The organism is Paraburkholderia sp. JPY465 (assembly GCF_050436725.1).
GTDB classification, from domain to species: Bacteria; Pseudomonadota; Gammaproteobacteria; order Burkholderiales; family Burkholderiaceae; genus Paraburkholderia; species Paraburkholderia youngii.
This window is the reverse complement of sequence record NZ_JBNDMT010000003.1, coordinates 3,347,501-3,373,349: the sequence shown is the minus strand read 5'-3', so window position 1 is coordinate 3,373,349 and position 25,849 is coordinate 3,347,501. Positions and strand designations below refer to the sequence as shown.

General features: G+C 61.1%; 20 protein-coding genes, 1 tRNA gene, 1 pseudogene and 2 riboswitches. Of the genes and pseudogenes, 7 read left to right on the top strand and 15 right to left on the bottom strand.

From position 1 onward, the window contains the following. Positions 1-5: 5 nt before the first annotated feature. The 7 genes from QFZ94_RS30225 to QFZ94_RS30195 all read right to left on the bottom strand — a co-directional run bounded on the left by QFZ94_RS30225 (position 6) and on the right by QFZ94_RS30195 (position 9,467). Entirely contained in the window at positions 6-1,394 is a 1,389-nt protein-coding gene (locus QFZ94_RS30225) for an L-serine ammonia-lyase (protein WP_176109942.1), read from the bottom strand. Positions 1,395-1,422: 28 nt separating this feature from the next. Beyond that, a complete protein-coding gene (locus tag QFZ94_RS30220) occupies positions 1,423-2,553 on the bottom strand; it encodes an alginate lyase family protein (RefSeq protein ID WP_429461411.1) in 1,131 nt (376 codons plus the stop codon). 124 nt (positions 2,554-2,677) lie between these two features. Next, a complete protein-coding gene (gene gcvP / locus QFZ94_RS30215; protein ID WP_429461409.1) occupies positions 2,678-5,614 on the bottom strand; it encodes an aminomethyl-transferring glycine dehydrogenase in 2,937 nt (978 codons plus the stop codon). Positions 5,615-5,708: 94 nt separating this feature from the next. Next, positions 5,709-6,089 carry a glycine cleavage system protein GcvH gene (gcvH, locus tag QFZ94_RS30210; RefSeq protein WP_368585623.1) on the bottom strand — a complete coding sequence of 127 codons (381 nt, stop codon included), beginning with the start codon at positions 6,087-6,089 and terminating at the stop codon, positions 5,709-5,711. 60 nt (positions 6,090-6,149) lie between these two features. After that, positions 6,150-7,268, bottom strand: a complete 1,119-nt coding sequence (gene gcvT / locus QFZ94_RS30205) for a glycine cleavage system aminomethyltransferase GcvT (RefSeq protein ID WP_368585624.1) — start codon at positions 7,266-7,268, stop codon at positions 6,150-6,152. An 80-nt stretch (positions 7,269-7,348) separates the two neighbouring features. After that, positions 7,349-7,509: riboswitch (glycine riboswitch) on the bottom strand. A 21-nt stretch (positions 7,510-7,530) separates the two neighbouring features. Then, positions 7,531-7,632: riboswitch (glycine riboswitch) on the bottom strand. 217 nt (positions 7,633-7,849) lie between these two features. Next, on the bottom strand, positions 7,850-8,200 hold the full coding sequence (locus tag QFZ94_RS30200) for a hypothetical protein (RefSeq protein ID WP_368585625.1): 351 nt from the start codon (positions 8,198-8,200) through the stop codon (positions 7,850-7,852). 217 nt (positions 8,201-8,417) lie between these two features. Next, positions 8,418-9,467 carry an oxidoreductase gene (locus tag QFZ94_RS30195; protein ID WP_429461406.1) on the bottom strand — a complete coding sequence of 350 codons (1,050 nt, stop codon included), beginning with the start codon at positions 9,465-9,467 and terminating at the stop codon, positions 8,418-8,420. 249 nt (positions 9,468-9,716) lie between these two features. On the opposite strand from QFZ94_RS30195, the gene QFZ94_RS30190 reads away from it, so the two are divergent. Then, positions 9,717-11,801, top strand: coding sequence for a UvrD-helicase domain-containing protein (locus tag QFZ94_RS30190; protein ID WP_176109948.1), 2,085 nt, complete (start codon positions 9,717-9,719; stop codon positions 11,799-11,801). 115 nt (positions 11,802-11,916) lie between these two features. On the opposite strand, the gene QFZ94_RS30185 is transcribed toward QFZ94_RS30190, so the two are convergent. Continuing rightward, positions 11,917-12,816 carry a c-type cytochrome gene (locus QFZ94_RS30185; protein WP_368585627.1) on the bottom strand — a complete coding sequence of 300 codons (900 nt, stop codon included), beginning with the start codon at positions 12,814-12,816 and terminating at the stop codon, positions 11,917-11,919. 307 nt (positions 12,817-13,123) lie between these two features. Between QFZ94_RS30185 and QFZ94_RS30180 the strand changes: the two genes are divergently transcribed. After that, a tRNA-Arg gene (locus tag QFZ94_RS30180) sits at positions 13,124-13,199 on the top strand. Positions 13,200-13,290: 91 nt separating this feature from the next. On the opposite strand, the gene QFZ94_RS30175 is transcribed toward QFZ94_RS30180, so the two are convergent. The 6 genes from QFZ94_RS30175 to QFZ94_RS30150 form a co-directional block, all read right to left on the bottom strand. Next, the gene (locus QFZ94_RS30175; protein WP_429461404.1) at positions 13,291-14,709 is read right to left on the bottom strand and encodes a TniQ family protein; all 1,419 of its coding nucleotides are present in this window, start codon (positions 14,707-14,709) and stop codon (positions 13,291-13,293) included. Next, complete coding sequence (locus QFZ94_RS30170) at positions 14,706-15,806, bottom strand: ATP-binding protein (protein ID WP_429461402.1); 1,101 nt, start codon at positions 15,804-15,806, stop codon at positions 14,706-14,708. The genes QFZ94_RS30175 and QFZ94_RS30170 overlap by 4 nt, the downstream gene beginning before the upstream one ends. Positions 15,807-15,820: 14 nt before the next feature. Beyond that, positions 15,821-16,330, bottom strand: a complete 510-nt coding sequence (locus QFZ94_RS30165; protein ID WP_429461400.1) for a hypothetical protein — start codon at positions 16,328-16,330, stop codon at positions 15,821-15,823. Next, the gene (locus QFZ94_RS30160; protein WP_429461398.1) at positions 16,296-18,701 is read right to left on the bottom strand and encodes a DDE-type integrase/transposase/recombinase; all 2,406 of its coding nucleotides are present in this window, start codon (positions 18,699-18,701) and stop codon (positions 16,296-16,298) included. Before QFZ94_RS30160 ends, QFZ94_RS30165 begins: the two co-directional genes overlap by 35 nt. Positions 18,702-18,703: 2 nt before the next feature. Then, positions 18,704-19,543, bottom strand: coding sequence for a hypothetical protein (locus tag QFZ94_RS30155; RefSeq protein ID WP_429461396.1), 840 nt, complete (start codon positions 19,541-19,543; stop codon positions 18,704-18,706). An 846-nt stretch (positions 19,544-20,389) separates the two neighbouring features. Then, the gene (locus QFZ94_RS30150) at positions 20,390-20,938 is read right to left on the bottom strand and encodes an HAD domain-containing protein (protein WP_429461394.1); all 549 of its coding nucleotides are present in this window, start codon (positions 20,936-20,938) and stop codon (positions 20,390-20,392) included. Positions 20,939-21,607: 669 nt separating this feature from the next. On the opposite strand from QFZ94_RS30150, the gene QFZ94_RS30145 reads away from it, so the two are divergent. The 5 genes and pseudogenes from QFZ94_RS30145 to QFZ94_RS30125 form a co-directional block, all read left to right on the top strand. Beyond that, positions 21,608-22,147, top strand: coding sequence for a DUF6471 domain-containing protein (locus QFZ94_RS30145; RefSeq protein WP_429461392.1), 540 nt, complete (start codon positions 21,608-21,610; stop codon positions 22,145-22,147). A gap of 239 nt (positions 22,148-22,386) precedes the next feature. Then, positions 22,387-22,737 carry a hypothetical protein gene (locus tag QFZ94_RS30140; RefSeq protein WP_429461390.1) on the top strand — a complete coding sequence of 117 codons (351 nt, stop codon included), beginning with the start codon at positions 22,387-22,389 and terminating at the stop codon, positions 22,735-22,737. Further along, entirely contained in the window at positions 22,673-22,945 is a 273-nt protein-coding gene (locus QFZ94_RS30135; RefSeq protein ID WP_429461388.1) for a BPSL0761 family protein, read from the top strand. The genes QFZ94_RS30140 and QFZ94_RS30135 overlap by 65 nt, the downstream gene beginning before the upstream one ends. A 33-nt stretch (positions 22,946-22,978) precedes the next feature. Continuing rightward, positions 22,979-23,647, top strand: a complete 669-nt coding sequence (locus tag QFZ94_RS30130) for a hypothetical protein (protein ID WP_429461386.1) — start codon at positions 22,979-22,981, stop codon at positions 23,645-23,647. 525 nt (positions 23,648-24,172) lie between these two features. After that, positions 24,173-24,647 (top strand): annotated as a pseudogene (locus QFZ94_RS30125) (IS3 family transposase); the annotation flags it as partial. Positions 24,648-24,883: 236 nt separating this feature from the next. On the opposite strand, the gene QFZ94_RS30120 reads toward QFZ94_RS30125, so the two are convergent. Continuing rightward, positions 24,884-25,780, bottom strand: coding sequence for a LysR family transcriptional regulator (locus QFZ94_RS30120; RefSeq protein WP_429461384.1), 897 nt, complete (start codon positions 25,778-25,780; stop codon positions 24,884-24,886). Positions 25,781-25,849: the final 69 nt, after the last annotated feature.

Below are 25,849 nucleotides of genomic sequence, written 5' to 3'. Positions count from 1 at the left end.
ACGCCTCAACACTCGACGATATTCACCGCGAGGCCGCCGCGCGACGTTTCCTTGTACTTGGTCTTCATGTCCGCGCCGGTTTCGCGCATCGTCTTGATCACCGAATCGAGCGACACGTAGTGGCTGCCGTCGCCGCGCAACGCCATGCGCGCGGCATTGACCGCCTTCACCGATGCCATCGCATTGCGCTCGATGCACGGAATCTGCACCATGCCGCCAACCGGATCGCAAGTGAGCCCGAGGTTGTGCTCCATGCCGATTTCCGCGGCGTTCTCGACCTGCTTCGGCGTGCCGCCCATCACGGCGGCCAGCGCGCCCGCGGCCATCGAGCACGCGACGCCGACTTCCCCCTGGCAGCCGACCTCCGCGCCGGAAATCGACGCGTTCAGCTTGTACAGGATGCCGATCGCGGCGGCCGTCATCAGGAAGTCGATCACGCCCTGCTCGTTCGCGCCCGGCATGAAGCGCGTGTAGTAATGCAGCACCGCCGGAATGATGCCGGCCGCACCATTGGTCGGTGCGGTGACGACGCGCCCGCCCGCGGCGTTCTCTTCGTTGACGGCGATCGCGTACAGGTTGATCCAGTCGACCATCGACAGCGGATCCTGCAGTGCGCGCTCAGGGTTGCCCGTCAACGCGCGATACAGCTGCGGCGCGCGCCGCTTCACCTGGAAGGGGCCGGGCAAGTGACCATCGGCGTCGGGATTGTTGATGCCGCACCCGCGTGCGACGCATGATTGCATCACGTCCCAGATCTTCAGCAGACCCGCGCGCGTTTCTTCCTCGCTGTGCCAGACTCGTTCGTTTTCCCACATCAGCTGCGCGATGCTCTTGCCACTCGACGCGCACAGCGCGAGCAACTCATTGGCGGTACGAAACGAGTGCGGAAGCTGATCGACGGCGCTCAGCACCTTCGTGTTCGGCGCGCCAGCCGTCACGACGAAGCCGCCGCCGACCGACAGATAGGTCGACTCGCGCAGCGTCGCGCCTTGCGCATCGAACGCGAACAGCTTCAGGCCGTTCGGATGCTCGGGCAATGCCTGGCGATAGAACGCGATCTGCTCTTTCTGCACGAAAGGCACCTCGTGCGTGCCGAGCAGCGCGAGTTTGCGCGACGTGCGCACCGCTTCCAGCCGTTGCGCGATCGTGTCGGGATTCACGGTGTCGGGCGCATCGCCCATCAGACCTAGCATCACGCCGCGATCGGTGCCGTGCCCCTTGCCGGTCGCGCCGAGCGAGCCGTACAGCTCTGCTTTCACCGCTGCTGTGGAATCGAGCAGCCCGTCGCGCTCGAGCCCCTGGACGAACATCAGCGCCGCGCGCATCGGCCCGACCGTATGCGAGCTCGACGGACCAATGCCGATTTTGAAGAGATCGAAGACGCTGACTGCCATGTACTGCTCCCTGCGTATAGATAAGAGTTTAGCGCGCCGCCAGCGGCAGGCACACGGCGAGCCACGCGGGCGGCGTCGGTGCGAGCTGCAGCGCGACTGGCGTAAAGCGTCCATCGAGACGCGCCGCCAGGTGAAACAGTTCCGCCGCGTTCTTCGGATCCCACCGACCCGAATAACCGGGCAAGCCGGCCTCGCGACGTTTTGCATCGAACGCGACGTTCGAATGCACGAATTCCTCATGCGTCTGGGCGCCCATCGCAAAGGGCACGAGCCAGTTCAGCGCGGCGAGCAGCGTCGCGCCGTTCGCGCCCTTTTCCTGTAGCCAGTTGCGGTTGTGGCGGCGCGCGGCGAGCGCGGCCGTCACCAGCGGTTGCAGATCGTAGGTGACGTAGTGCAGTGCATCACGCTCGCCGAAGTCGATTGTCGAGCCGTCCGGCGCGATGTTGTCGCCGATATGCTCGACGAACAGCCGCTGCGCCGCGTTGATCATCTTGCGATTGTCGAGCGTGAACGCAGCCATCGCGATCAGCTTGATGCGGTGGCTTTGCCAATTGTTGCGGAACGTGCCGGTGAGCGGCCGCGGCTGCGCGTCGATCTGCGCGATATAGCCGTTGGCGAACTTCGTCAGAAACGCCATCGCCGCGTTGCGCGTTTTGACGGGCAGCGCACTCGCGGTCATGTCATACGCGAGGATCAGCCCTTCGAAACCCGTTTCGTCGATCGGATTGAAGCTCGGCTGATAGGTCGTGACCCACGCATACAGCAGACGATCGACGAGCTTCAGGAAGCGGTCGTCGCTGGTCGCGCGCCACGCGAGCGCGGCGTCGCGCAGCAGGTCGAGATCTTTCTGCGCTTCGACGCTCTGATCGTAGATGCCCTCGTGCGGCAGCGTGCCTTCGGTGTGCAGTTTCGCGAGCGCATGCGGCTGCTCGTTCAGATGCGCCTGCACGTTGGCGACGAGCGCCTTGACGCCGGGATCGGCATTGGTGCGCTCGCTCGTTTGCAGCGCCGGCGCCGCGCAAAAATTCATCGCGGCTTGCGCTTCGCGCAGCGGCAACAGCACGGCCGCACCGGCCAACAGCACAGCGTAAGCCGGTCGCCACGGACGGACACCCGCCGCCTCGTCCCGGCTTTGCATCAATCGCACCTTTCGCGCCATGCGAAACTCCTCGTTAGGCTGATTCGGTGTGTGATGTTAGCCGGTTGCGGCTTTCAACAACAGGATCGCGCGCGCACGCTGATGGACCTTCGCAGCGCCGCGCGTGACTTCCCTTGACTCACTCTTACTCGTAATCGGCGATCGGCACGCACGAGCAGAACAGGTTGCGATCGCCGTACACGTTGTCCGCACGACCGACCGGCGGCCAGTACTTGTTCGCGATCAGCGTCTTCAGCGGATACGCAGCGGTCTCGCGCGCATACGCATGCTTCCAGTCGTCGGCGATCACGACCGCCGCGGTGTGCGGCGCGTGCTTCAGCGGATTGTCCTCGCGGTCCGAGCGGCCTTCCTCGACCGCGCGGATTTCCTCGCGGATCGCGATCATCGCCTCGATGAAGCGATCGAGCTCTTCTTTCGACTCCGATTCGGTCGGCTCTACCATCAGCGTGCCCGGCACCGGGAAGCTCATCGTCGGCGCGTGGAAGCCGTAGTCGGCGAGGCGCTTGGCGACGTCGTCGACGGTGATGCCGCTCGTGTCCTTGATCGGACGCAGATCGAGAATGCACTCGTGCGCGACGAGACCGCCGGGGCCCGAGTACAGCACCGGATAGTGCGGCGCGAGCTTGTTCGCGACGTAGTTCGCGTTGAGGATTGCGGTTTCGGTCGCGGCCGTCAGGTTTTTCGCGCCCATCATCGCGATGTACATCCACGAGATCGGCAGGATCGACGCCGAGCCGTACGGCGCGCCCGACACCGCGCCGATGCCGTTCTCCGCGCGCTGATAGCCCGACGAAGTCTGGTTCGGCAGGAACTGCGCGAGGTGCGCGCCGACCGCGACCGGACCGACGCCTGGTCCGCCGCCGCCGTGCGGAATGCAGAAGGTCTTGTGCAGGTTCAGGTGCGAGACGTCGCCGCCGAACTGGCCCGGCGCGCACAGGCCGACCATCGCGTTCATGTTCGCGCCGTCCACGTACACCTGGCCGCCGTGCGCATGCACGATCTCGCAGATTTCGCGGACGTTCTGTTCGAACACGCCGTGCGTCGACGGGTACGTGATCATGATCGCCGCGAGCTTATCGGCGTGCTGCGCGGCCTTCTTCTTCAGGTCTTCGATATCGACGTTGCCCTGCGCGTCGCATGCGACGACCACGACCTGCATGCCGGCCATCTGCGCCGACGCCGGGTTCGTGCCGTGCGCCGACGCGGGAATCAGACAGACGTTGCGATGCGCTTCGCCGCGCGACGCGTGATATGCGTGGATGATCAACAGACCCGCGTACTCGCCCTGTGAGCCCGCGTTCGGTTGCAGCGATACGGCCGCATAGCCTGTCGCGGCGACCAGCATCTCTTCGAGCTGATCGATCATCTCGCGGTAGCCGACGGTCTGTTCGGCCGGTGCGAACGGATGGATCTGGCCGAACTCGGGCCACGTGACCGGCAGCATTTCCGACGTCGCGTTCAGCTTCATCGTGCACGAGCCGAGCGGGATCATCGAGCGATCGAGCGCGAGGTCCTTATCCGACAGGCTGCGCAGGTAGCGCAGCATTTCCGTTTCCGAGTGATGACGGTTGAACACGTGATGCGTGAGGTACGCGCTCGTACGTTCGAGCGCGGCCGGCACCGACGCGGTCTTCGATGCGCTCAGCGCGGCGTCGAGCGCGTCGACTTGCGGCACGTCGCTCTTGAAGGCCGCTTGCGCGAACACCGCGAGCAGGTCGGCCAGATCCTGGCGCGTGGTGGTTTCGTCGATCGACAGGCCGACTTGTGTCGCGCTCACGTGGCGCAGGTTGATGCGTCTCGCCGTGGCCGCGTCGTGCAGCGCTTGCGTGCGTGCGCCGGTGTCGAACGTGAGCGTGTCGAAGAAAGTTTCGTTGACGAGCTTGTAGCCGAGTTGCTTCGCGCCTTCGGCGAGCAGCGTGGCGATGCGGTTCACGCGCAGCGCGATCGTCTTCAGGCCGCGCGGCCCGTGATAGACCGCGTACATGCTCGCCATGATCGCGAGGAGCGCCTGTGCGGTACACACGTTCGAGGTCGCCTTCTCGCGGCGGATGTGCTGCTCGCGCGTTTGCAGCGCGAGCCGCAGCGCCGGGTTGCCTTGCGCGTCGACGGTCACGCCGACCAGCCGTCCCGGCATCTGCCGCTTGAATTCATCGCGCACCGCGAGGTATGCGGCATGCGGGCCGCCGAAGCCGACCGGCACGCCGAACCGCTGCGTATTGCCGACGGCCACGTCCGCGCCCCATTCGCCCGGCGGCGTCAGCACCGTCAGCGCGAGCAGGTCGGCGGCGACGACCACATGGCCACCCGCCGCGTGGATCGCTTCGGTCAGTGCGCGGTAGTCGCGCACGTCGCCGTTCACGCCCGGGTATTGCAGCAGCACGCCGAAGGCGTTGGCGTTGGCGGCTTCGGCGGCCGGGCCGACCTTCACTTCGATGCCGACCGGCGTCGCGCGCGTCTTCACGACTTCGATGGTTTGCGGCAATACGTCGTCGGCGACGAAGAACACGTTCGACTTCGGTTTGCCGACACGCTGCAGCAGCGTCATCGCTTCGGCGGCGGCGGTCGCTTCGTCGAGCAGCGATGCATTCGAGATCGCGAGGCCGGTCAGGTCGGTGACCATCTGCTGGAAGTTCAGCAGCGCTTCCAGACGGCCTTGGGAAATTTCAGGCTGATACGGCGTGTACGCGGTGTACCACGCCGGATTTTCCAGCACGTTGCGCAGGATCACCGTCGGCGTATGGGCGTTGTAATAGCCCTGGCCGATGTAGGAGCGGAACACCTGGTTCTTGTCCGCGAGTTCGCGCAAGGCCGCGAGCGCTTCGGCTTCGCTCTTCGGTTGCGCGAAGGGGCCGAGCGGCAGCGCTTCGGTGCGGCGGATCGTCTTCGGGATGACGGCGTCGATCAATGCCGCGCGCGACGCGAAGCCGATTGCTTCGAGCATCGCTTGCTGGTCGGCCGTATCCGGGCCGATATGCCGTTCGGCGAAGGCGTCGTGCACTTCGAGCGCGGCGAGCGAGAGAGGAGTGCGGTTCATCAGACGATCCGGGTGTTCGAGCTTCATGGGTGTTCCTGGCGGCGCGGCGCGCGCCGTGGTGCGAGCGCCGCGCCTGACGGTTAAAACGAAAACTGAATCAGGCAGTGAGTCAGGTCGTAACTCAGGCGCCGATCGACTTCGCGTACGCGTCGGCGTCGAGCAGACGCTCGAGCGACGCGTCGGCGGCCGGCTTGATCTTGAACAGCCAGCTGTCGTACGGCGTGCTGTTGACGGTGTCCGGCGAGTCGCCGACGGTCGTGTTCGCTTCGATGACTTCGCCCGAAACCGGCGCGTAGATATCGGAAGCGGCCTTCACCGATTCGATCACGGCGACGGTGTCGCCCGCGGTCACGGACTTGCCGAGTTGCTGGACTTCGAAGAAGACGATGTCGCCGAGCGCTTCCTGCGCGTGGTCGGTGATGCCGACCGTCAGCGTGCCGTCCGCTTCGGTGCGGACCCATTCGTGCGATTCGGTGTATTTCAGATCGGCCGGGATGCTCATTGGATGCTCCTGAACGGTATGTTCGGTAGTGGTTTGAATGTAGGGGCGTGCGCCGGCCGCTTAAACCGCCAGCACCTTGCCGTTGCGCACGAACGGCAGTTTTACCACGCTTGCGGGGCAGGCTTTGTCGCGAATCTGGACATGCACAGTGTCGCCCGGCTGCACGCCTTTCGGCACGCGCGCGAAGGCGATCGATTCCTGCATGGTGGGCGAGAACGTGCCGCTGGTGATTTCGCCGTCGCCGTGCGGCGTGATGACCTTCTGATGCGCGCGCAGCACACCGGCGGCCTTGCCGTTTTCCTTCAGCAGGATCAGGCCGACGAACGCGGCGCGCGAGCCGCCGGCTTCGAGGCTGCTTTTGCCGATGAAGTCGCGCGGCGAGGTGAGGTCCACGGTCCATGCGAGACCGGCGTCGAGCGGCGAGACATTGTCGTCCATGTCCTGGCCGTAAAGATTCATGCCGGCTTCGAGGCGCAGCGTGTCGCGTGCGCCGAGACCGGCCGGGCGCACGCCTTGGGCGGCGAGCGCATTCCACAGCGCTTCGACATGCTTAGCGGGCACGATGATCTCGAAGCCGTCTTCGCCGGTGTAGCCGGTGCGCGCGACGGTCAGCTCGCCGAACGGCGTGCCGTCGACGCGCGCGGCGTTGAACGGCTTCAGCGCTTCGGTCGCGGCGCGCGCGGCCGGCACGGTTTGCCAGGCTTTTTCGCGCGCGTTCGGGCCTTGCACGGCGACGATCGCCAGATCGCGGCGCGGCGTGATGGTGAGGCCGAAACCACCTTCGGCGTTGAGCTGGCCGAACCAGGCGATGTCTTTGTCGGCGGTGCCGGCGTTGACGACCACGCGGAAGTGGTCTTCGCCGAAGTAATAGACGATCAGGTCGTCGATCACGCCGCCGTTCGGATTCAGCATGCAGGAGTAGAGCGCGCGACCCGGGGTTTGCAGCTTCGCGACGTTGTTCGCGAGCGCGTATTCGAAGAACGCGCGGACGCGCTCGCCGGTGAAGTCGACCACGCACATGTGGGACACGTCGAACATGCCGGCGTCGGTGCGCACCGCGCGATGTTCCTCGATCTGCGAGCCGTAGTTGACGGGCATGTCCCAGCCGCCGAAGTCGACCATGCGGGCATTGAGCGCACGGTGAGCGGCGTGGAGCGGGGTGTGTTTGAGTTCGGTCATGGGGCCTCGGGCGTCTCGCGGAACAAAAAAGGCCATGCGGCGCACTGCCTCGCGGCCGTGTGCCTGCGAGCGTGGTTCTGCATGACCCCTCTGTCCTCGATACCTGAGAGATTGCGCCGCCGCGACGGGCTCAATGAGCTCGATTCGTCGCGGTGAAACGCGCGCCCCTTCGGTGGGCAGCCTGCCTGCGGTGCACGACGTGCGACGCGGATGGCTACTGCCGCTCTCCAGAGTGCGAAAAAGCCGCCGGAAGACGGGTTTTTCGACGCGGTCGGTCCTTTTGCCTGAGAGTTTGCGGGTGTGCCCCTTCGGCGGCGCGGCCTGCGATTTTTCGCTTGCCAGCACGCTCTCCCGACGCGTGCGGCGAATGTACGCGACGGGCCGGGGCTTGTCAAATAAAGGGCCGGGAGCGCAGTGAGGGCGACTGCGACTGTTTCGGGGTGTCAAAAAGAAAAGCGCGGAGCGTATGCCCGCGCTTTTGAATTGCTCGTCCCGGCGCTATCCGTCACCGCACCATGAGTGGTAGTGGGTGCTCACCCGCTGCTCGCTTGCCAACTCGGTTTGCCGGCTTGCTCGCCGACTCACTCGCCGATCGCGTGAGCCGCATTGTCCAGCTCCTGGTTCAGCACGCGCTGTTCTTCCGCGGACAAACCGCCGCCATGCTGCGTGGCCATGTCGTGTGCTTCCTGGCGGATCGTCTCGAGGCGGTGATGCAGCGCGGCGCCTTGCGGCGGCGGGTAATAGCCCTGATTCACGCGAGTGTCGATACGGCGCGCGAGATTGTCGATGCGGCCCTCGACCTGATGCAGGCGCTGGTCCGCGATCTGCTGCGGAGTGGGGCTCGGGCGCGGGGCCGGCGGCGGCGTTACCACGCAGGCGGCGACGGAGCCGAGCAGCGCGCATGCAACAAGGGCACGGATGATTCGAGACATGGATTCTCCCGGAGTCGTTGTCGTATCGATTACTACCTCGCTAGCAACGGATGACGAGGAACGCCCGCTGACTCGGCAGCGGGCGAATTTGTAACGTTATGTTCCTTTCTGGAACGTCAGGAAAGCCCCGCGCCGACGGCCTACGCGGCGCGAAAGGTCATCCCGTTTTCGGTACACAGACCGCGCGAGCACGGTGCGACGCACAGCGATGCAAGGCTCAGCGAATGCGCTCGAACGGCAGCCGCACGCCCTGCTCGGAGCTGCGCGCGGCCAGTTCGATGATCGTCATGACGTCGACCGCGTCGCGCGTGCTGACCGGGAATGCGACGCCGTTCTGGATCGCGTCGGCCAACGCAATGTAGAAGCCTGCGTACTCGCCGTTGCGGGTCGGCAATTCGCGCTCGACTTCCTGGTCGCCTTCGAGCACGCGCAGCACGCCTGGCGTGTTGCCGGCGCCGAAGCCTGCGTCGCCGGGGCGCAGGCCGGCTTTCAGCTGATCTTCCTGGGTGTCGAGGCCGTGCTTCACATAGCTGCCGCGCGTGCCATGGATCGCAAAGCGCGGTCCCGGCAATGCGGTCAACGCGCTTGCATGCAGCACGACCTCGAACTCCCCATAGCCGAGCTGGATGTGCACGTAGTCGGGGGCGCTTGCGTCGTCGCGATGCGTGCGCACCGTCGCCGAGACGGTCTGCGGTGCGCCGAAGAGGGCGAGCGCCTGGTCGATCAGATGCGGACCGAGATCGAACAGCAGACCGCCGCCGCGCGTCGCGTCCTCGCGCCAGCGCTGACGCACGCCCGGCCGGAAGCGGTCGAAATGCGATTCGTAGTGCGTGACGCGACCGAGCTCCACGCGCGCGAGCAGATCGCGCACGGTCAGAAAATCGCCGTCCCAGCGGCGGTTGTGAAAGGGTGCGAACAGCTTGCTGCGGGCGAGCGCGATATTCGCGAGAGTGTGGGCGTCGGCGGCGCTCAGCGTGACAGGCTTGTCGACGACCACGTGCTTGCCGGCTTCGAGCGTGCGGCGCGCGAGGTCGAAGTGGGTGTCGTTGGGCGTCGCGATCACGACGCAGTCGATGTCGTCGAGCGCGAGCAGCGCGTCGAGATCCGGGACGATCTTCGCGTGCGGATAGTCGGCGTGCGCGCGCTCGGATTGCCCGGTCGCAATCGCGGCGACGCTCGCGCGTCCGCAATGTTCGATCACCGGTGCGTGAAACGTCGCGCCGGCGAAGCCGTAGCCCATCAATCCAACCTTCAGCGATGCGGACATGCGATTCTTCCTGGAGGAACGGCGCGCCGCCTTGCCACCGCGGCGGCGGCGCGCAATCTCATCATTGTGGCATTTGCGGGCTGGACCGGGGGCTGAGCATCACCCCATTGCGGGGTCCATCGCGGTTGTCCATGTTAACATCGCACCTCTCGCGCGCATCGAGCCGCGCAGCATGCCCCGGGCCTTCGGCCGGCGCTTCCCGCCAGTCCGACCTCAGCGGCCCTCAACCGTATTACCCATCCACAAACGATGTCCGCAGGCCTGAACCCCGCTCAAAGTGAAGCGGTCCGTTATCTCGACGGTCCCTGTCTCGTGCTCGCCGGCGCCGGCAGCGGCAAGACACGCGTGATCACGCAGAAAATCGCGCACCTGATCGAAGCGAAGGGCTTCGAGCCACGCCACATCGCCGCCGTCACATTCACGAACAAGGCCGCGGCGGAAATGCGCGAGCGCGTCGGCAAGCTGCTCGAGGGCAAGACGCTGACCGCCCCGGGCAAGGAAGGCCGCAAGGTGCCCGTGAACCAGCTGACGGTGTGTACCTTCCACTCGCTCGGCGTGCAGATTTTGCGGCAGGAGGCGGAACACGTCGGCCTGAAGCCGCAGTTCTCGATCATGGATTCCGACGACTGCTTCGGCATGATCCAGGAACAGGTCGGCTCGACGGACAAGGGCTTCATCCGCAAAATCCAGTCGATCATCTCGCTGTGGAAGAACGGCCTGATCATGCCCGAGCAGGCGATCGCGACCGCATCGACCGAGGACGAGCACCAGGCGGCGATCGTCTATCGCAACTACGTGGCGACGCTGCATGCGTATCAGGCGGTCGATTTCGACGATCTGATCCGCCTGCCCGCCGAACTGTTCGCGAGCAACGAGCAGGTGCGCGACCGCTGGCAGAACAAGCTGCGCTATCTGCTGATCGACGAGTATCAGGACACCAATGCGTGCCAGTACGAACTGGTGAAGCTGCTGGCCGGCAAGCGCGCGGCGTTCACGGCGGTCGGCGACGACGACCAGGCGATCTACGGCTGGCGCGGCGCGACCCTCGAAAACCTCGGCCAGCTCGGCAAGGATTTTCCGAATCTGCACCTGATCAAGCTCGAGCAGAACTACCGTTCGACGGTGCGCATCCTGACCGCCGCGAACAACGTGATCGCGAACAACCCGAAGCTGTTCGAGAAGAAGCTGTGGTCCGAGCACGGCATGGGCGACACGATCACGGTGACGGGCTGCAACGACGAGGAGCACGAGGCGGAGTCGGTCGTGTTTCGGCTGTCCGCGCACAAATTCGAGCGGCGCGCGAATTTCCGTGACTACGCGATCCTGTATCGCGGCAACTTCCAGGCGCGCATCTTCGAGCAGGTGCTGCGCCGTGAACGGATTCCGTACGTGCTGTCGGGTGGCCAGTCGTTCTTCGACAAGGCCGAGATCAAGGACATCTGCGCGTACCTGCGTCTGATCGCCAATGCGAACGACGACCCCGCGTTCATCCGCGCGATCACGACACCGCGTCGCGGCGTCGGCAATACGACGCTGGAGGCGCTCGGCGCGTTCGCGGGCCAGGCGAAGGTGTCGCTGTTCGAGGCGGTCTACATGGGCGGCATCGAGGCGCGGCTGTCGCCGCGTCAGATCGAGCCGATGCGCGCGTTCTGCGACTTCATGCAGCGCCTGACCGACCGCGCGGAGAAGGACGCGGCAGGCACGCTGCTCGACGAGCTGATGGAAGCGATCCACTACGAAGCGTATCTGTACGACGCGTTCGATGAACGCCAGGCGCAGGCGAAGTGGCAGAACGTGCTCGAGTTCATCGAGTGGCTGAAGCGCAAGGGCACGAAGGAGGAGCCGGCGGCCGGCAGCGAGGCGACCGGCTACGACACCGCCGACGGCCTCGGCGACACCGGCAAGAACCTGCTCGGCCTGATCCAGACGGTCGCGCTGATGTCGATGCTCGAAGGCCGCGAGGAAGATCCGGATGCGGTGCGGCTGTCGACCGTGCATGCGTCGAAGGGGCTCGAGTATCCGCACGTATTTCTGGTCGGCGTCGAGGAAGGCATCATGCCGCATCGCGGCGGCGCGGACGACGAGCCGATCGACGACGCGCGCATCGAGGAGGAGCGCCGGCTGATGTACGTCGCGATCACGCGCGCGCAGCGCAGCCTGCATCTGAACTGGTGCAAGAAGCGCAAGCGGGCGCGGGAAACGATCGTCTGCGAACCGTCGCGCTTCATCAACGAAATGCTGCTCGACGATGCGCCGCCGCCGACGCCGGAAGAAGCGCCGATGTCGCCGAAGGACCGGCTCGCGAGTTTGAAGGCGCTGTTGCAGAAGGCGTGAGCGGGCGGCGCTTCAAGTGGCGCCCGGAACGGTTGCTTGTCCTTGCGCATAAACAATCCCTGCATCGCGTTAGCGCATGCAGGGATTTTTAGTTTAGCGGCCGATGCCGCCCGTTTTACTTCACCGCGCTGACCATATAGTCGACCGCCGCCTTCACGTCCGCATCCGATGCATTCGAGCCGCCCTTCGGCGGCATCGCGCCCTTGCCGTGCAGCGCGTAGTTGTAGACCGTGTCCATCGAGTCCTTCAGGCGCGGCGCCCATGCTTCCTTGTCGCCGAACTTCGGCGCGTTCAGCACGCCGGCCGCGTGACAAGCCTGACATACCGACTGATACAGCGCCTTGCCGGCCTGCGAAGCATCCGCGCTTTGTGCGCCGCCCGCTGCCGGGGCGGGAGTCTGCGGCACGCTGGCCATGGCGGCCATCGCCGCGGCGGCTTGGGCCGCGCCTGCATCCGATGCGGCTGCCGTGCCGGATGCCGCAGCGGCACCCGATGCCGCCGCCGCGCCCGCCGCCGGCTGCGCCGGCTCGGGGAAGCTCGCGCCCGAATTGTTCGCCATATAGACGACCGCGCGCGCGATCTCGAAGTCGCTGTAGTCGTCGGGGCTGGTGCCGCCGCGCGGCGGCATCGCACCCTTGCCGGACAGCGCGGTGTGCCACAGCGTGTCGAAGCCTTGCGCGATGCGCGGCGCCCAGTCGGCGGTGTTGGTGAATTTCGGCGCGCCTGCGGCACCCGACGCGTGACACGCCGAGCAGACCGCCTTGTAGACTTCCTCGCCGGTCTTGTAGACGCGCGGGGCGTTGGCGTCGCGGATCTCGACCTGGGCGATCGGATGGATGCGGGAGGTGACTTCGGCTTCGGAGAGGGAGTCGGTGCCGGCGCCGGTGCGTGTCGAATTATCGACGTAGACGGCGAGCAGAACGATGATGATGATCGGCACAGCAAACCCGGCGATGACCGCGGCGATGAGCTGTGCTGGGGTTTTGATCGGGGCTCCGTGTGGTGCTTCGCTCATGCTTGTCTCGTCTCCGTGGGTATGTGAGCGGTACAGCGCGACGGCAACTTCTTGTTCTTTGTCAGCCACGGACGATTATAGACGCAAGGTTTCGGCGGCGGCGAGGGGGCCTGGAGGGTGTTCAGCAGGCGTTTACCCGGATCGGCATGCACGATGACAGGGCTCGGGGAAGACGCTGAGGCGGGCGTCGGAGGCCGTCCGGTGGACGGTTCGGCTGAAACCGGGTATGCTTGCGGTCTCTCGCGTTGGCGTCGAGTCCATTCTGGTTGTCGCGCTTTCGTGTTAAGTCCCCGCAGTTTGTAGTGATGCGCCCGTAGCTCAATGGATAGAGTACTGCCCTCCGAAGGCAGGGGTTGCTGGTTCGATCCCAGCCGGGCGCGCCAAGAATTTTTCCCCCTAAAGTTCATAGTCGGCTGTGAGTTTTCGCCACAGATGTCGTTAACGACACCCGTGGCTACCACAATAAGTCCAGAGCTAGACTCGTCGGTCGTGTCGTTCCAAATCTGGACGAGCTGTCCTCCCCTTTCCGCTTGACCCCGCGATTTTCACACCTGTTGTAGCGAACGCTTCCAGATGAGCTTTCTGCACGCGCCGGTAACTCCCAAGCATTACTCTTCCTCTCAATCGTCCGAGCACCCGCCTTCGTGAGGGATATACGCCCGCTGTGCGGAGCGCGTTGTACTCACTCAAATATATGTTGTTGAAGGTCTCTGTCGCCTCCCGGCGGAGAGACTCGGACAACTCGCGGCCGTGTCTGACCAAAAACTCCTGTTGCTTGGGGAAATTCTTCTTCAGAAACTTCAGCGAAATCCCAACGGCCCGTGCCGCTTCGGTTGCGTTAGTCGCCCTGCCGCTGCGAATCAATGCGTCAAGTTCTGCTCGCAAGTCTTCTTTCGGTCGTCGGGCCCCCGTCCCCCCGTGTTGAATCAAGCGACGGCGTTGCTCGCTCGGCGCGGGTCGGAGCGAAAGCATCACGCTGTTTCCGAGCAGAATGTCAGCGATTGCGCAGCCGCAGCAGTACGCGGTCTGTACTAGGCGCGGAAAGCTCATCTGCACGCTACCTTTCACCCATCCGTGGACTTGGGATTTGCTGATACCCAGATGAGCTGCGAAGCTCGCTGACTTGCCATCGAATAAAAGTTTAATTGCATGAGTGAGAAATGCAGACTGAGCGGTGGCCGAATAGCCTGCGTTGGGAAAATAGACGGCGTCGTCGAGAAGCTCTGCAATAAGGCGAGACGTTTCGACCTCGAAGTCCGATGCCGGTATATGCACTGGCGCCTCTCCGATTTTGTACGGTGCCGCAGCCTCGTGAGCGAGGCGCCCGTTCTCCCGTTTCGATGTGCGGCGTCGCTTCGCTTGAGGTCGGCTGACGAGTTGTAGGCGATGCAACGGGCACGCCTTCGCTGCGTCAATGCTCCATAACAGTCGCTCGTAGCAGTCGCGGTCTAGCCGCGCGTCATCTTCGTGGCAACCGGGGCAAAAGCGCTCCTTCTCAGACAGCAGCACAAATTCGGACACGAGGCTTTTGAGTGGCAACAAGGTACAAAGCTGCAGGTTGTTGCGATGGGTAAGGTAGTTCAGGGTTTGAGCCCAGTGATTCGCCTGTTCCGTCAAGCTCGAGACATTGAGGTTGTATGCCGCTCGGCCGATGTCCCGACTCATTCTGGCGCCGCTCACGCGCAAAAGCTCTTCTGCTGTAGGTCCAACGATTGTGTTGGTGAGTGACCAGCGCGTCATGTCGTGGGCTTCGCACAAACGATTAAGGTAGCTGCCGAGGCTCTCGCGGTCTTCTCCCGAGCACCCGTAGGGTGCGAGACTAGCGAGTATCGACCGGGGCGGCGCGTCCTCCGGCCAGCCGCCCGGCAACCTCCCGCGAAACGGAGATGTCATTGCCATAGCGCTCCTTGAGTTCCGCCGTGATTGTTCTGGTGCCTGCTTTCGCCAAAGCTGCGCGATTTTGCCTTCTCGCGAATCTTCTTGGCACCGATGCGGACGCGCATTTCCGCCGCGGACGGGTAAGCAATGGGCTGCGACATCGAAAGATATGGCTGGATATTGTCCTCGCCCGCCAATGTCTCAGCCGCAACGGTCTCGTACTCGGCGGCGCTCGGTAGCGCATCCCAGACGTACTCATCTTTCCACGAGTGACTGCCGTCGTAGGCACACCGGGTGACTGCCTCAATTAGCGCGCCTGCTGCATAGCCCGGCATACCAAGGTGGGCATAGAAGAGTTGCTCCGTGTACTTCTTGAGGTCAACCTTGAACGGCAGGGGAATATGCACTTCGAATTCCTTGATGAACTGGGTGAAGGCGTCGAAGTCTTCCTGATTGTCGCGATACCTGTCGAAATGAACCACACCGATGCGGCGCGCAATTTGTCCGCTTGCGTGAACAAGTTTCTCCCACCCGTAGGCGCCCACCAGAAGCAAGTTCATGCCGCTGCGATTCGCGAGAGATTTGAGCAGGTTCCCGTATTGAAGCGGCTCGGTCTTGGAATCGGTGAAATGCACAGCCTCGTCCAATATCAGATGCCGTACATTTCTGAAGCGCATCCCCTTCTCGAATCGCAGCCGCAGATTCCGGACCCTGTAAGTGTTTTCGTTGATTTCGCCGACCCCTCGATTTTCTGGAGTCAACAACTGAAGGTCCTCGGACAGATGTTGATAGAACAGCTTCCAGTTGAATTCCTTTCCGTCCGCGGCGTCGATTTCGCTCAGGATAACCGGAATTACGCCGGGATTTTCACGAATTTCAACCTCGTAAAGTTTGAGCAATGCCTCCGTCTGTAGCGCAGCGAACGTGGATTTACCTACGCCGGATGGGCCAGCCACGATGGTGAGAGAGAGGCCTGCGCCAGGAAGCATGCGTCGTTTAACCTCATCTATCACCTTCTCCAGATTGCGATGCATAAAGCGCAGGCCTTTGAGGTGCGCACCTTTGTCATCGGGGCTTCCGTGCAACGCTTGTTCAAAGCTGATTGAGTTCATATGCACCTCTTGGGTTAGACGGGACGAGATGTGGGAAGGCTGTCGTAGTTCATCTTGAGGCGTCCCCGGGCTGGCTTCGTCACAGGGATGCGCATGACGCTGTCGTCATCTGGCGGTCCCGGTTCCGCAGGCGTGATGATGGGTACATCGATGCTCGCTGGAATTGCGGCGGGTAAGTCGCCAACGAGAAGTGTCTGGCCATAGACCTGGCGTGTCGCAGCGGTAAGAGAAGCCGCATCAGGAAGCGCGTGGTCGCTGATAACGGCGTACAGCACCTTCTCGAGGTTCTCATCGGGTTCACCACGCATCCGCATCCGGACCTCATACATGACATACCCCCACTCCACATACGTGAGCTTGCGGTACTTCATGAGCAGCTTTGACTGACACCGAACCCACTTTCCGTTAAGGAGCGCGTAGACGATGCTCACGTCCCACATATCTACAAGGACTTCAAGGTTTTGCGGCCGTACTTCCTTGTCAGCAAACTCATCGGCCCAATACCAAATGTACGAAATCTGCACACCCCATCCCCTTATCGAGCTTTCGCGTTGTCCCCTTTGACGGCGGAATACATGTCAGGATGTAGAAATACGAATCGTATGACGTCAATCGTGCCAAACGGCGACCGGTAGCCGCGAAACGAAGATTCATGTATTCGATAGGGGCGTGGTCATGCGCGGGGTGAACCCGCAGGTTGTAGTCCCGGTAGAAATATTCATCGAGGAGCCCGTGCAACTGAGCGAAGGTCAATAGGTCTGCCCGAATCGGGTCTACTGACCGGGTTACCGTTCGAACGTTGCGCAGAGCCTTCGTGTTACCGACCAGGTTGTGGATGAGTTCGGTATTGGTTGTGCCGAACAGTCGCTCCATGACGCCGCCGAACCGGGACTTGTGCGCCGGGCGGAACTGCAGCGTGATGTACAAGAGGTCGCAAAGTCTGTCGAACGCTGCTGAGTGAAACTCCTTCCCGTTGTCGACGACGATAACTGACGGCGTGCGCCGGAATATCCTCACCATCGCGCGAATCGCCATCATGCAGCTGACTGTACTCGGTGCATGAATCGACAGATAGAAGCCGAGGACCGCTCGGGTCTCAGCGTCCATGATGAGAGTGAGCCATGGCCGCTTTCTGAAAATCCTCCCGCCTTTGCCTCGAATCGCGATGAAGACATCCAGCTTTGTGTGGTCGATGTGAACACGATGGAACGGGCGGCCGCCGTTTATCTTGTCCTCCAGATGGAGATACCACGTCGCAGGTTCCTCGTTGTAAGCGACTCTCCCTCCCTGGCGCGCCTTGATGTCGATGTATTTTTTCCTTCGCTCATAAAACGTCTTCCGTGAGACTAGGTCCACCTTGGCCGAGAGACTCAGCTCCCTATATTTCCGGTATGACGCCCGCCCTCCAGGGTTCGTCGGATTGTTACCCCATTCCGTTGCCGTGCGAATCATGTCTAGCTGACTTTCGGTCACCTGACACCGCCCACCACTTCGACGTTTCGGGGTGGCAGCTCTTCTTCGCGCGGGCAATGACTCACCGGCCGCCCGCACCGCCTTGCGTATCCGCTGAATTTGCCTAGTTGAGAGGTTGCACCGCACTTGCTTACCAGCCTCAAGGTCTCGAACCATGAGGAAGCGGTTCTTTCCCTCGGCGATTTGATAGTCGGTCAACCCGTCAATTTGCGACAGACGCTCGTCGGTCGACGACTGCGAGGAAAGCAGAATGATTTCGCGTTGGAATGTCGCACGCTCGAATTCTGCTACGGGCATGAGACCGCCGTTGCGCGACTGCTGGTCAAAGTAATGGACGGTGTTCGCGCTGACGAGCGACACCGCGTAAACCTCAGGGCGGCCGGCGAGCATGAACTCGGTTCCTATCTCGACATCGAACGCAATCTTGTCGCTGACAGCTTTGGGGGCAGGCCGATTGAACTGAAGTGCCTCGAGCTGGGCGGGGGAGTTACACAATACGACGTCTTGTGGCTCGCTCAGGTCGTCATACTCAAGGTCGACAAACAGACGTTGGTCTGCAATCGCCTTGTACACATCGTCGACAAGAAACGCATTCGGCGGAGTCTCGACAAGGAGCGTTTCGTTCCACGGTGTCTGCTCCGGATATGCGTGGGTCAATAGCAGGCCCAACGTCATGGGGCAGGAATCGCGGGTTATCCGCTCAATTGCCTGCCATGCGCTGTCGCTTAATGGCGCGCATTTGTCGCTCAGAAAATCCTCGAGGAATTCGAGATTGGTCACGAAGACGGCGCCGTTCTCGCTTCCTGACCGAAGGCAAAACGTGAACCCTATTTCGCCAAAGAATTTTTCACGCTCAGGGCATCGCCATGTCCCATCATCGTCCTTGAAGAATCGCCGTGGGTACTTCTCGGCAAGTTTCTCAAGGTCTCTCTCGCTCTTCCATTCGTCCACGTAGACACCGTAGGGCGTGATTCGCAGGATGTCGGGCGTATAGGGCGTAGGCGCCTGGTATACAGTGAAGGTGCCATCGGACAGCTTCCGCTCGGTTTCGACGCTCAATCTGACCTGCGACGGCTGACAGTAGAACTCGCGGGTCGTCCCGTCGAAGTCGTAACGGACGACGGCGCCATACTCGGGCTTGCGACTTTCCGTCGCCATGCGTCTGCGCATCTTTCGTGAACTGTAATGAGAGACGACATTCCCAACGCGAGACTTCACCTTTCTGGAGGGGGAATTCGCGCGAGTATCCCAGACGTATTCCTGTCCCTCGACAGGCGTTCCCCATCGTTCAAATTCTTGCCGCAACTCTGCGTCCGTATATGGCGGTAGCGCGGTCCCGATGGGACATTCGAGAGACCAACGGTTTTCCATCTGCTTCCATTTGGAATCGACGGGGATGGTGGTCGGAATATAGATAGGCATGTTTAGCTCCTGGTCTGAGTAAGGTCGCTGCACGTGGGAGGCATCGGGAACCAAAGCTGTTGCAGCCTCTTTTGGGCCTGTCGGTAGCTCTCAGTGCCGCGGATTTCCGCTTCCTGACAGCGTGTGAAACGCGTGCTGTTCGGGGACCGGTCCGAAGTCGCCTCGATTCGAGAAGGGCGCAGACGCACACGCAATTGCTCCCAGTCGTCCGGTATCTTCGTGAGGAGCTTTATCTGCAGTGCGGTTTGCCGGCTTATCTTCTGCGCCGCAAGCGACGAGACGAGCCACGCGTTGATGGCGCACTCCACATCCTTGCGCCGCATGGAGGAAAGGCGGAGGCGAAGCCATTGGAATTGCTGCTGAGATGAGACGAGTCGAAATTTGCTACCTGTACGAAAGACCTCTGACCAGGTCTTAACAAGGTCACCATTGAGTCTCCATCCTGGTTGACGAGCGACTTCAACGCTCACTACGTCCAGCTCGAACACGGTTCCGTCTTTCGCGACCTGAAGCTTCGCAGCCTGTCGTTCAGTGTCCTCGTGCGACGAGCGGATACTCGTCTTCGGCGCAAGCGGTGCGGCGACGGGTTTGCGCAGCAGGGTTGGGGAACACAGCCGGCGGATGCTGTCCGGACAGTGCTCTGGCCGTCGGTCATTGCTCTTAGCAGCGCTGGCTTGCTTGGACGCGGCCAGAGTGAGTATCCGTCTGGTCTTCGCGGGTTGCGGAACGTTGGATGAAGTGTTGCCACTACACGGTGCGGTGAGCTTCGGGAAACTGTTGAGCCGAACGATGAGGTCTGACAGTTCATTGCCGAAGTTGGATTCACTGACTTGCATCTTCATGAATTTCCTCGAGAGTCAAAAGTGAAGGCGCGGCCAGACCCCTCGCGCCAGTCCGTTAGCTGGTTGCGATAGACGTGCGTCGGCTCTCGCCGGCAATCGATGTCGGCGACGGAATCAGGAGTCCGGCTTACTCCGCGCTAATTAATGAGCAGCGGTCGGCAGGCGCTCCAGACGTTCTGATAGCCGAGTCTGCCAGGGGCATTGAGAGGTAAAGGAGGACTGCGGAAGGGGCCAAACGGAGGGGGGAGGGGACTACGAGAACAGCGCTGATGCGGTTGCGGGAAATTGGGGTGGGATGTCTGGCGTTGTCGGGACCAACGCCGGTCGAGTATTGGCACTCCCGGTCGACTGGAGTTTGGCGGGTTTGGGCAAAGATGTGCGAAGTTCGGGCTCATTTGCTGTCGATTCCACGTTTCTTACGGACGTGAGAGGACCTTGACACCCGGTAACCCCCGTGAGAGCATCACGAGTGCTAGGCGTGGACTCTTTCGGGAGTACACCGGGGCCGCGGTTCAAGTTCGCTTGGGCTTAGCGGCCTCTTCCTTTTTGTACGACAGAAAAGAAGCAAGGCGGTCCGCGTCACCCATCGGGCAATATTTTCAACTCTGCAATTTTCGCGTCGAGTCACCTCCTTAGCTTCCGTTGGGCGATGCAAAATTGTATGTCGGTGCCTGTCGCAAGAGAAGAGATTTTTTGCGAGATTCGGCTTCACTACGTTCACGTTAGCATGTCTCAAATCGGCTCGCAGGACAACTTGTGCACGTATAACGTGAAATAAGAAATATCCTTACGTATAAGGCTTTTCCAGCGAATCGCAAGTCCAGTAATACTCTCGTGCCCATCTCATCAGATGAAGGTTGTAACGCGAGAATTTGAGGAGCTTATTATTTCGGATGACTGATTAACTGACCGAAGGCTATCGCTCGTTTTAAGGAGACGCAATCGCCTCTCAACACTTCGTTGTGCCGCCCGACTCCCTAGACCTTCACATGGGTCTAGGAGTAGAAGGTTCGGTTGGAAGTCACGGCGGTATCGTGCATGATTGTGGTCAAGAATCATCCACGGCCGGGAACGCTGCCGAGCAATGTGAAATTCAGTTTCCTCGCGCCGGGTGGGAATGCTTCCATACGTGTCGATGTGCTGAATGGTGCTACCGCTAACGCGGGCAGCGAGCGTCGTAGGGAGGAGGTCCTTGCATGCATCGAGGCCGAGGTAAAAAGTCCACCATGTGTTGAGGACTATCGCGACCTCGTCGTAGCCCTCCAGTGCATTCGCCAGAAGTTCCGCATATTCGAGAGCGTTATGCCCTGGCGTTAGTAGCGAAGGAATGCACCCGTTCTCGTAGAAGACCTGGTCTGGGTGCAGGACGCCATCGAAGTTAAGGTACAAAATCATGGCACCTCCTCTGACAGGACCTAACTTCGACTGCGAATTAGTCGGAATTCAGGAGTTGCTGAAGCGCAGACTGGAACCTGTCGAGATTGCTGGACGAAGTCGAACTCACTGTTATCGACCTCTCCACATACTCGAACGGGATGCTCATCGGGTCTGCATCAATGATGGTCACGCGCTGTGGATTCCGACGAGCAATGTCCGACCGCAACAAGTCAACTTTGCTTTGTGTGCTATACGACCGTCGATGCCTTCGGTTGCCTCGCATGGTTGCGCCAATTGTCTTCTGCGCTAATTCAAGCGGCAGGAGGCGACGAAGCGTACAGTATCCGTAGTCCACAACCAGCCAACTGTTGAGCACAATCGCAAGGTCGGTCCGGTCGAGCACAGTCTTAACCAAGCACCGAAAGAGGATGCTTTGCGGTGAGGACTCTCTCGTGGGTTGACGTGACGGCGAGGTACGAAGTAGCCTGGGAAACAGAATGCGTTCGGCGCCCAAGTACAGGATTGAGTTCATGGTGAAGTTTGGCGGCAGAGGACCGAGCTCGACTCCTGCCCCTGAGTATCGCGAAACCTTGAGCAGCGTCAGCGGTCGGTGCGAAGGGTTTGTCCGGATTTAGGTCTTTGACTTTTAGACAAACCGCGTGGGTTATCACATACAAAACATAGTTCATGTCAACGCGAAATCAAGCAAAAGTTAGCGACCTTGCCAATGGCCCGTGGGAGAAATTATCTTCGCGCGCCATACGGGTGATGCTGACTCGTCGAGACGTAAGCTATGGCCAACTTGTCGAGGCACTGGCCACGATTGGGATTACGGAGTCGGAGCGGTCGATAGAGGGCAAGGTCCATCGTGGCAGCTTCCGGCACACATTTTTCCTTCAGGTTCTGACGGTATCTCGCTCTTTGTATCCCGAACAGTGGGCCCATGCGCTCCAAGGGAAAATGGAATGGGAAGCCCGAGCCGCAGCCGTTTTGCGCGGAGAACTGTCGCTTCAACCCTGGCTGGACTGGATGAAGCTCTCCAAGCGTCTTGGAGAGATAGGCGTCTACGTGGAGCCCGAGCCGTTACGCGTGCAGATTGAGGATGGGTCTTTTTCGACCGCACTGTTTCTTCAATGCGCGACTGTTTGCCGTTTTGCGGGTGTTCATCTGTTTCTCGACCAGTTCGATTTGAACGAGGCCGCCTTAGCTGGCGCCTCCCCGGCCTGAGTCGATTCTCGACAAACTCCTTGCGCTCTTCCGTAACCGTTCTATATTCCCCCGTAGGGAGCAAATCGCGTGGGTTAGCCCATGCGGGACGCGTAAGGAAAAAGTAAAAATATAAACTGTCTTACGTAGCGTTCACGCCGGTACTCAAGCGGGTCGGTAGGGTCCTTGCTCACCGTCGAGTTCACGCCTTAGGTTTGTCTCGGCGATTGCTCGCTTGTATCGGCCTGAGATGTCGGGAGATGGCGATGCCAGTCTGGATAGTCGCGCCGGTGAGCGAAGAGCCTCGGTTGTCATTGGTTCAATGGAAAATTCTCGAAACCGCCGAAGGGACCCGGCATTTTGCCGGACAAGACGTGCGTGACCTTACCGGCCGTGTTAGTACGGAGGTCCTTCAATTCGACCCGGCTTCAAGGCGCGGAACCACGCGGTCTGGTCGCGTGTATCAGTTGGTTGGACCTCATGGCTGGTCTGACAACGCTCAATATTTGTGGGAGCGCTTCTGCGCAGTAAACAACGTGACGTCCTATGTGGACGTCACCAAACAGATGCTCGAGGGAGGCGAAAGTGACGACACCCATGGAACGGACTAAAGCCGTTAAAGACACGCGCGAACTTCTTGAGTTGCTTGCGGCGTCTTGCGAGGTCACGGTGCCCGGCCTTATTCAAACAGTCGCAACTCGTCTACTGAGACACTACCCGTTGGATGTCGACCTCGATGTATCCGCTTTGGCGTTGCCATCTTTGTGGGCTTCGCTGAACCCACCGAGTGCGAAATTGAGCGGCCACGACGACACCTGAGCGTCGAGAGTACTCACTTGAATAGGAACGGCGATGTCAACGTCTGCACGTGGTTCCACGGACCATCGTTCGCTCGACGACGCTCGGCTTCAATACGTGCTGCGCCGCGCCGCGGTGGCGGCAATCCTGTTCGACTGTACGTCGGCGCGAGCGCTTCTCGACTTTCCTGATGCAGAAGTCGGGCGACTCTTCAAAATCCAACTCGCTCAGGTCATTGGTCTGTCAACTGCGTTGCACCCGGACCTCTGTTCGATTCCCGGGGAACATGAGAAGCAGCTCAGTCGCGCCAAACGTGGCTCAAAACGGCGAAGGTCGGAATCCGAGCATTCGATTGATAGGTCCGCGTCTAACGCGGCGCGTCATTCCCTTGTTGGCGAAGGCAAGTTGCTGCGTACCGCAGTTATCTGCGAAGCCTTGGGTATCACTGAGCAGAGACTGGGCAAGGACGTCGCCGCAGGTCGCATCTTCAGCGTTGACGTTGAGACCACTCCCTACTACCCAGCATTTTTCGTAGCGAAAGAGCTTGACCGTCGCGACTTGGCGAAGGTCGTGCGGAAGCTGGGTGAACTGACTGACTGGGGCAAGTGGAAGTTCTTTACCGAGCCAAACGCGTCGCTCGACAATCTCACGCCGCTTCGGGCGCTCATGGATGGCGGCGTGAAGCAGGTCTTGCGGGCCGCCGCGGCCTTTGCCAAGCGGTGAGAGAAGTTCTTGTCAGTAGCTCGGTCGAAACTTTCACGTCTCCCGCCTTTTCCTCGGCGAGAAACCTCGAATGCATGCCGGAAAGCGTCTAAATAAACTGGCTTGCGATTGACAACGCTGTGTTCGGCGCCGCGCTTCGGACGGGAACCTCTGAGAACTGGTACCGTCGGCCTTGCCGCGTCATCTGTAACCCTCGCGGGTACCCGCGAATCGTCTACGCCGAAGCTGATGACCGAACGCAGTTCGAGAACGAAGCGTTCAATCCACTTCTAGTCATCGATGTTTGAACCGAATCGCCGTCGTGAGGAGTAAATCCATGAATATATCGAGCTGCTTCTTTGCTTCAAAGCCGCCTGGCGAGTTGCTGTTGTTCTGCTGTTGCCAAACTGCGCCGATTCAACAGGCAGAGAGCTTCACGACGCTGCGCTGATGGCAGACCAGTGAAGCAGGTTTGCGAAGTTCTCGGCGTGAAGCGCTGCAACATAGCGGCCAGACCGTCGCGTCGGGCCACATGGCGGACGGCTTCGCCGGGTTCGGGGCACGTTGCGCAATGAGCTCCTTGCGGCTTGGCTGCTGCTGTTCAACGGCGCGCTCATCGGCCGCCGCGGCAGCGGAACTCGAAGCCGTCCGCGCCTATCGCGTCATGCGCACGCGCGGGCTGCTGATGAAGCACCGACCGGTCCCACCCCGGCCGCAACGCCGGCAAAGGGGCACCCTGGCAGCCGGCCGCACTGGGCGGCGACCGCGGCGCGCTACAGCGGCAGCATAGCGCGCGACGTGATGCTGGCTGCGGTAAAACGTCGCTCGGCAATGCGTTGCGTACCCATCCAAAATCGAGTGGTTGAGCGATAAGGGCTCCGGCTATAGGGCCGACGAGAGAGGCGAAGGTTTGCGACGGACATCGGACTGAGGCCATCGACCCCGCCGGTTTGCAGTCGGCAACGTAACGGCATGGCCTAGCCTGGTGAAAATTATAAGGCGGGATTGGTTTGCCTTCGTTGATTTGTAGCGGAAACGGCCCCGCTCTCTTTGCCTCGAAAATCGCCCATACTTTTTGCGCAGAATCCTCAGCGTCTACTTCCTCGTCTTATCACGCCTTTGGCGAGCTTTCGCCGGACGTCCTCTGCTTCGTGGGTTGGGCTGCCGTGCTGTCCTTGAAGCACCACGAATCATTGCCGTTTTCCACGATATCGCGGTGATGCGTGAATCGGGTCCAAAGGTGGATTAGGGTCCGATTCACCGTCTACCAGCCTTCAGGTGCTGCTCTAGGAATTCAACGAAGACCCGAACCTTGGCTGACAGATTCAGCCGTTCGGGATAAATAGCATAGATGTCAGCTGCCGGAAGTGACCAGTCTGGAAGGACGCGCGCCAGCGCCTTCGTGTCAAGATAGGGCTGTACGTCCCACTCCGAGCGAACCAAGATGCCATGCCCATCTACTGCCCACCGCAAGGTTGCTTCGCCGTCGTTGCTGCTCATGGCCCCATGCACCTTCACCAGGACATGCCGCCTTCCTTTTGTGAAATGCCAAGTCCCGTAGGCAGTGTCATTTTCCCTTAGTACGATACACGAGTGGCTTCGAAGGTCGTCGGGCGAACTCGGCACGCCATGCTTCTTAAGATATTCGGGCGATGCACACACGAAGCGTCGGTTCATCGCCAACTTCTTGCCGACGACCCGCATGTCAGGCAATTCACCGAACCGAATGCCAATATCAAAGGCGAACTCCGCCAGATTCATAGGCCTGTCGGTCAAATCCAGTTGGACGTCGACCTTCGGATACTCGATACGGAATTTCGAAAGTGCCGGCGCGATATATCGACGGCCAAATCCAAAGGTCGCGTTGACTTTCAACAAGCCTTGTGGTGAGTCACGGCTGCTCGAGACCATACGTTCGACCTCGAGCATTTGTTCCAACAAACGGGACCCATTGCTCAAATAGAGTTCGCCTTCTTGCGTGAGCGCCAGCCGCCGGGTCGTCCGATTCAACAGCTTCACACCCAGCCTCCGCTCTAGCTGGGACAGACGGTTAGAAATCGCCGGCGGCGTGACCCCTAAATCTCGCGCCAGAGCGGAGAGACTTCCTTGGGTCACTAGCTTCGCGAAGAAATCGATGTCAGCAATGGGGTCCATCTTTAAATCCAGCTTAAGAATGGGTTAAGACAGACTTGATTCTACCGTCAAGGGAGCCGAATTACACTT

Bases quoted from the DNA above. Each gene is read 5' to 3' on its own strand.
- QFZ94_RS30135 (WP_429461388.1), top strand. From the start codon at position 22,673: ATGTGGACGTCACCAAACAGATGCTCGAGGGAGGCGAAAGTGACGACA.
- QFZ94_RS30175 (WP_429461404.1), bottom strand. From the start codon at position 14,709: ATGACATCTCCGTTTCGCGGGAGGTTGCCGGGCGGCTGGCCGGAGGAC.
- QFZ94_RS30200 (WP_368585625.1), bottom strand. From the start codon at position 8,200: ATGTCTCGAATCATCCGTGCCCTTGTTGCATGCGCGCTGCTCGGCTCC.
- QFZ94_RS30130 (WP_429461386.1), top strand. From the start codon at position 22,979: ATGTCAACGTCTGCACGTGGTTCCACGGACCATCGTTCGCTCGACGAC.
- gcvT (WP_368585624.1), bottom strand. From the start codon at position 7,268: ATGACCGAACTCAAACACACCCCGCTCCACGCCGCTCACCGTGCGCTC.
- QFZ94_RS30195 (WP_429461406.1), bottom strand. From the start codon at position 9,467: ATGTCCGCATCGCTGAAGGTTGGATTGATGGGCTACGGCTTCGCCGGC.
- QFZ94_RS30155 (WP_429461396.1), bottom strand. From the start codon at position 19,543: ATGAAGATGCAAGTCAGTGAATCCAACTTCGGCAATGAACTGTCAGAC.
- QFZ94_RS30185 (WP_368585627.1), bottom strand. From the start codon at position 12,816: ATGAGCGAAGCACCACACGGAGCCCCGATCAAAACCCCAGCACAGCTC.
- QFZ94_RS30145 (WP_429461392.1), top strand. From the start codon at position 21,608: ATGTCAACGCGAAATCAAGCAAAAGTTAGCGACCTTGCCAATGGCCCG.
- QFZ94_RS30170 (WP_429461402.1), bottom strand. From the start codon at position 15,806: ATGAACTCAATCAGCTTTGAACAAGCGTTGCACGGAAGCCCCGATGAC.
- QFZ94_RS30150 (WP_429461394.1), bottom strand. From the start codon at position 20,938: ATGATTTTGTACCTTAACTTCGATGGCGTCCTGCACCCAGACCAGGTC.
- QFZ94_RS30120 (WP_429461384.1), bottom strand. From the start codon at position 25,780: ATGGACCCCATTGCTGACATCGATTTCTTCGCGAAGCTAGTGACCCAA.
- gcvH (WP_368585623.1), bottom strand. From the start codon at position 6,089: ATGAGCATCCCGGCCGATCTGAAATACACCGAATCGCACGAATGGGTC.
- gcvP (WP_429461409.1), bottom strand. From the start codon at position 5,614: ATGAAGCTCGAACACCCGGATCGTCTGATGAACCGCACTCCTCTCTCG.
- QFZ94_RS30160 (WP_429461398.1), bottom strand. From the start codon at position 18,701: ATGCCTATCTATATTCCGACCACCATCCCCGTCGATTCCAAATGGAAG.
- QFZ94_RS30190 (WP_176109948.1), top strand. From the start codon at position 9,717: ATGTCCGCAGGCCTGAACCCCGCTCAAAGTGAAGCGGTCCGTTATCTC.
- QFZ94_RS30220 (WP_429461411.1), bottom strand. From the start codon at position 2,553: ATGGCGCGAAAGGTGCGATTGATGCAAAGCCGGGACGAGGCGGCGGGT.
- QFZ94_RS30225 (WP_176109942.1), bottom strand. From the start codon at position 1,394: ATGGCAGTCAGCGTCTTCGATCTCTTCAAAATCGGCATTGGTCCGTCG.
- QFZ94_RS30140 (WP_429461390.1), top strand. From the start codon at position 22,387: ATGGCGATGCCAGTCTGGATAGTCGCGCCGGTGAGCGAAGAGCCTCGG.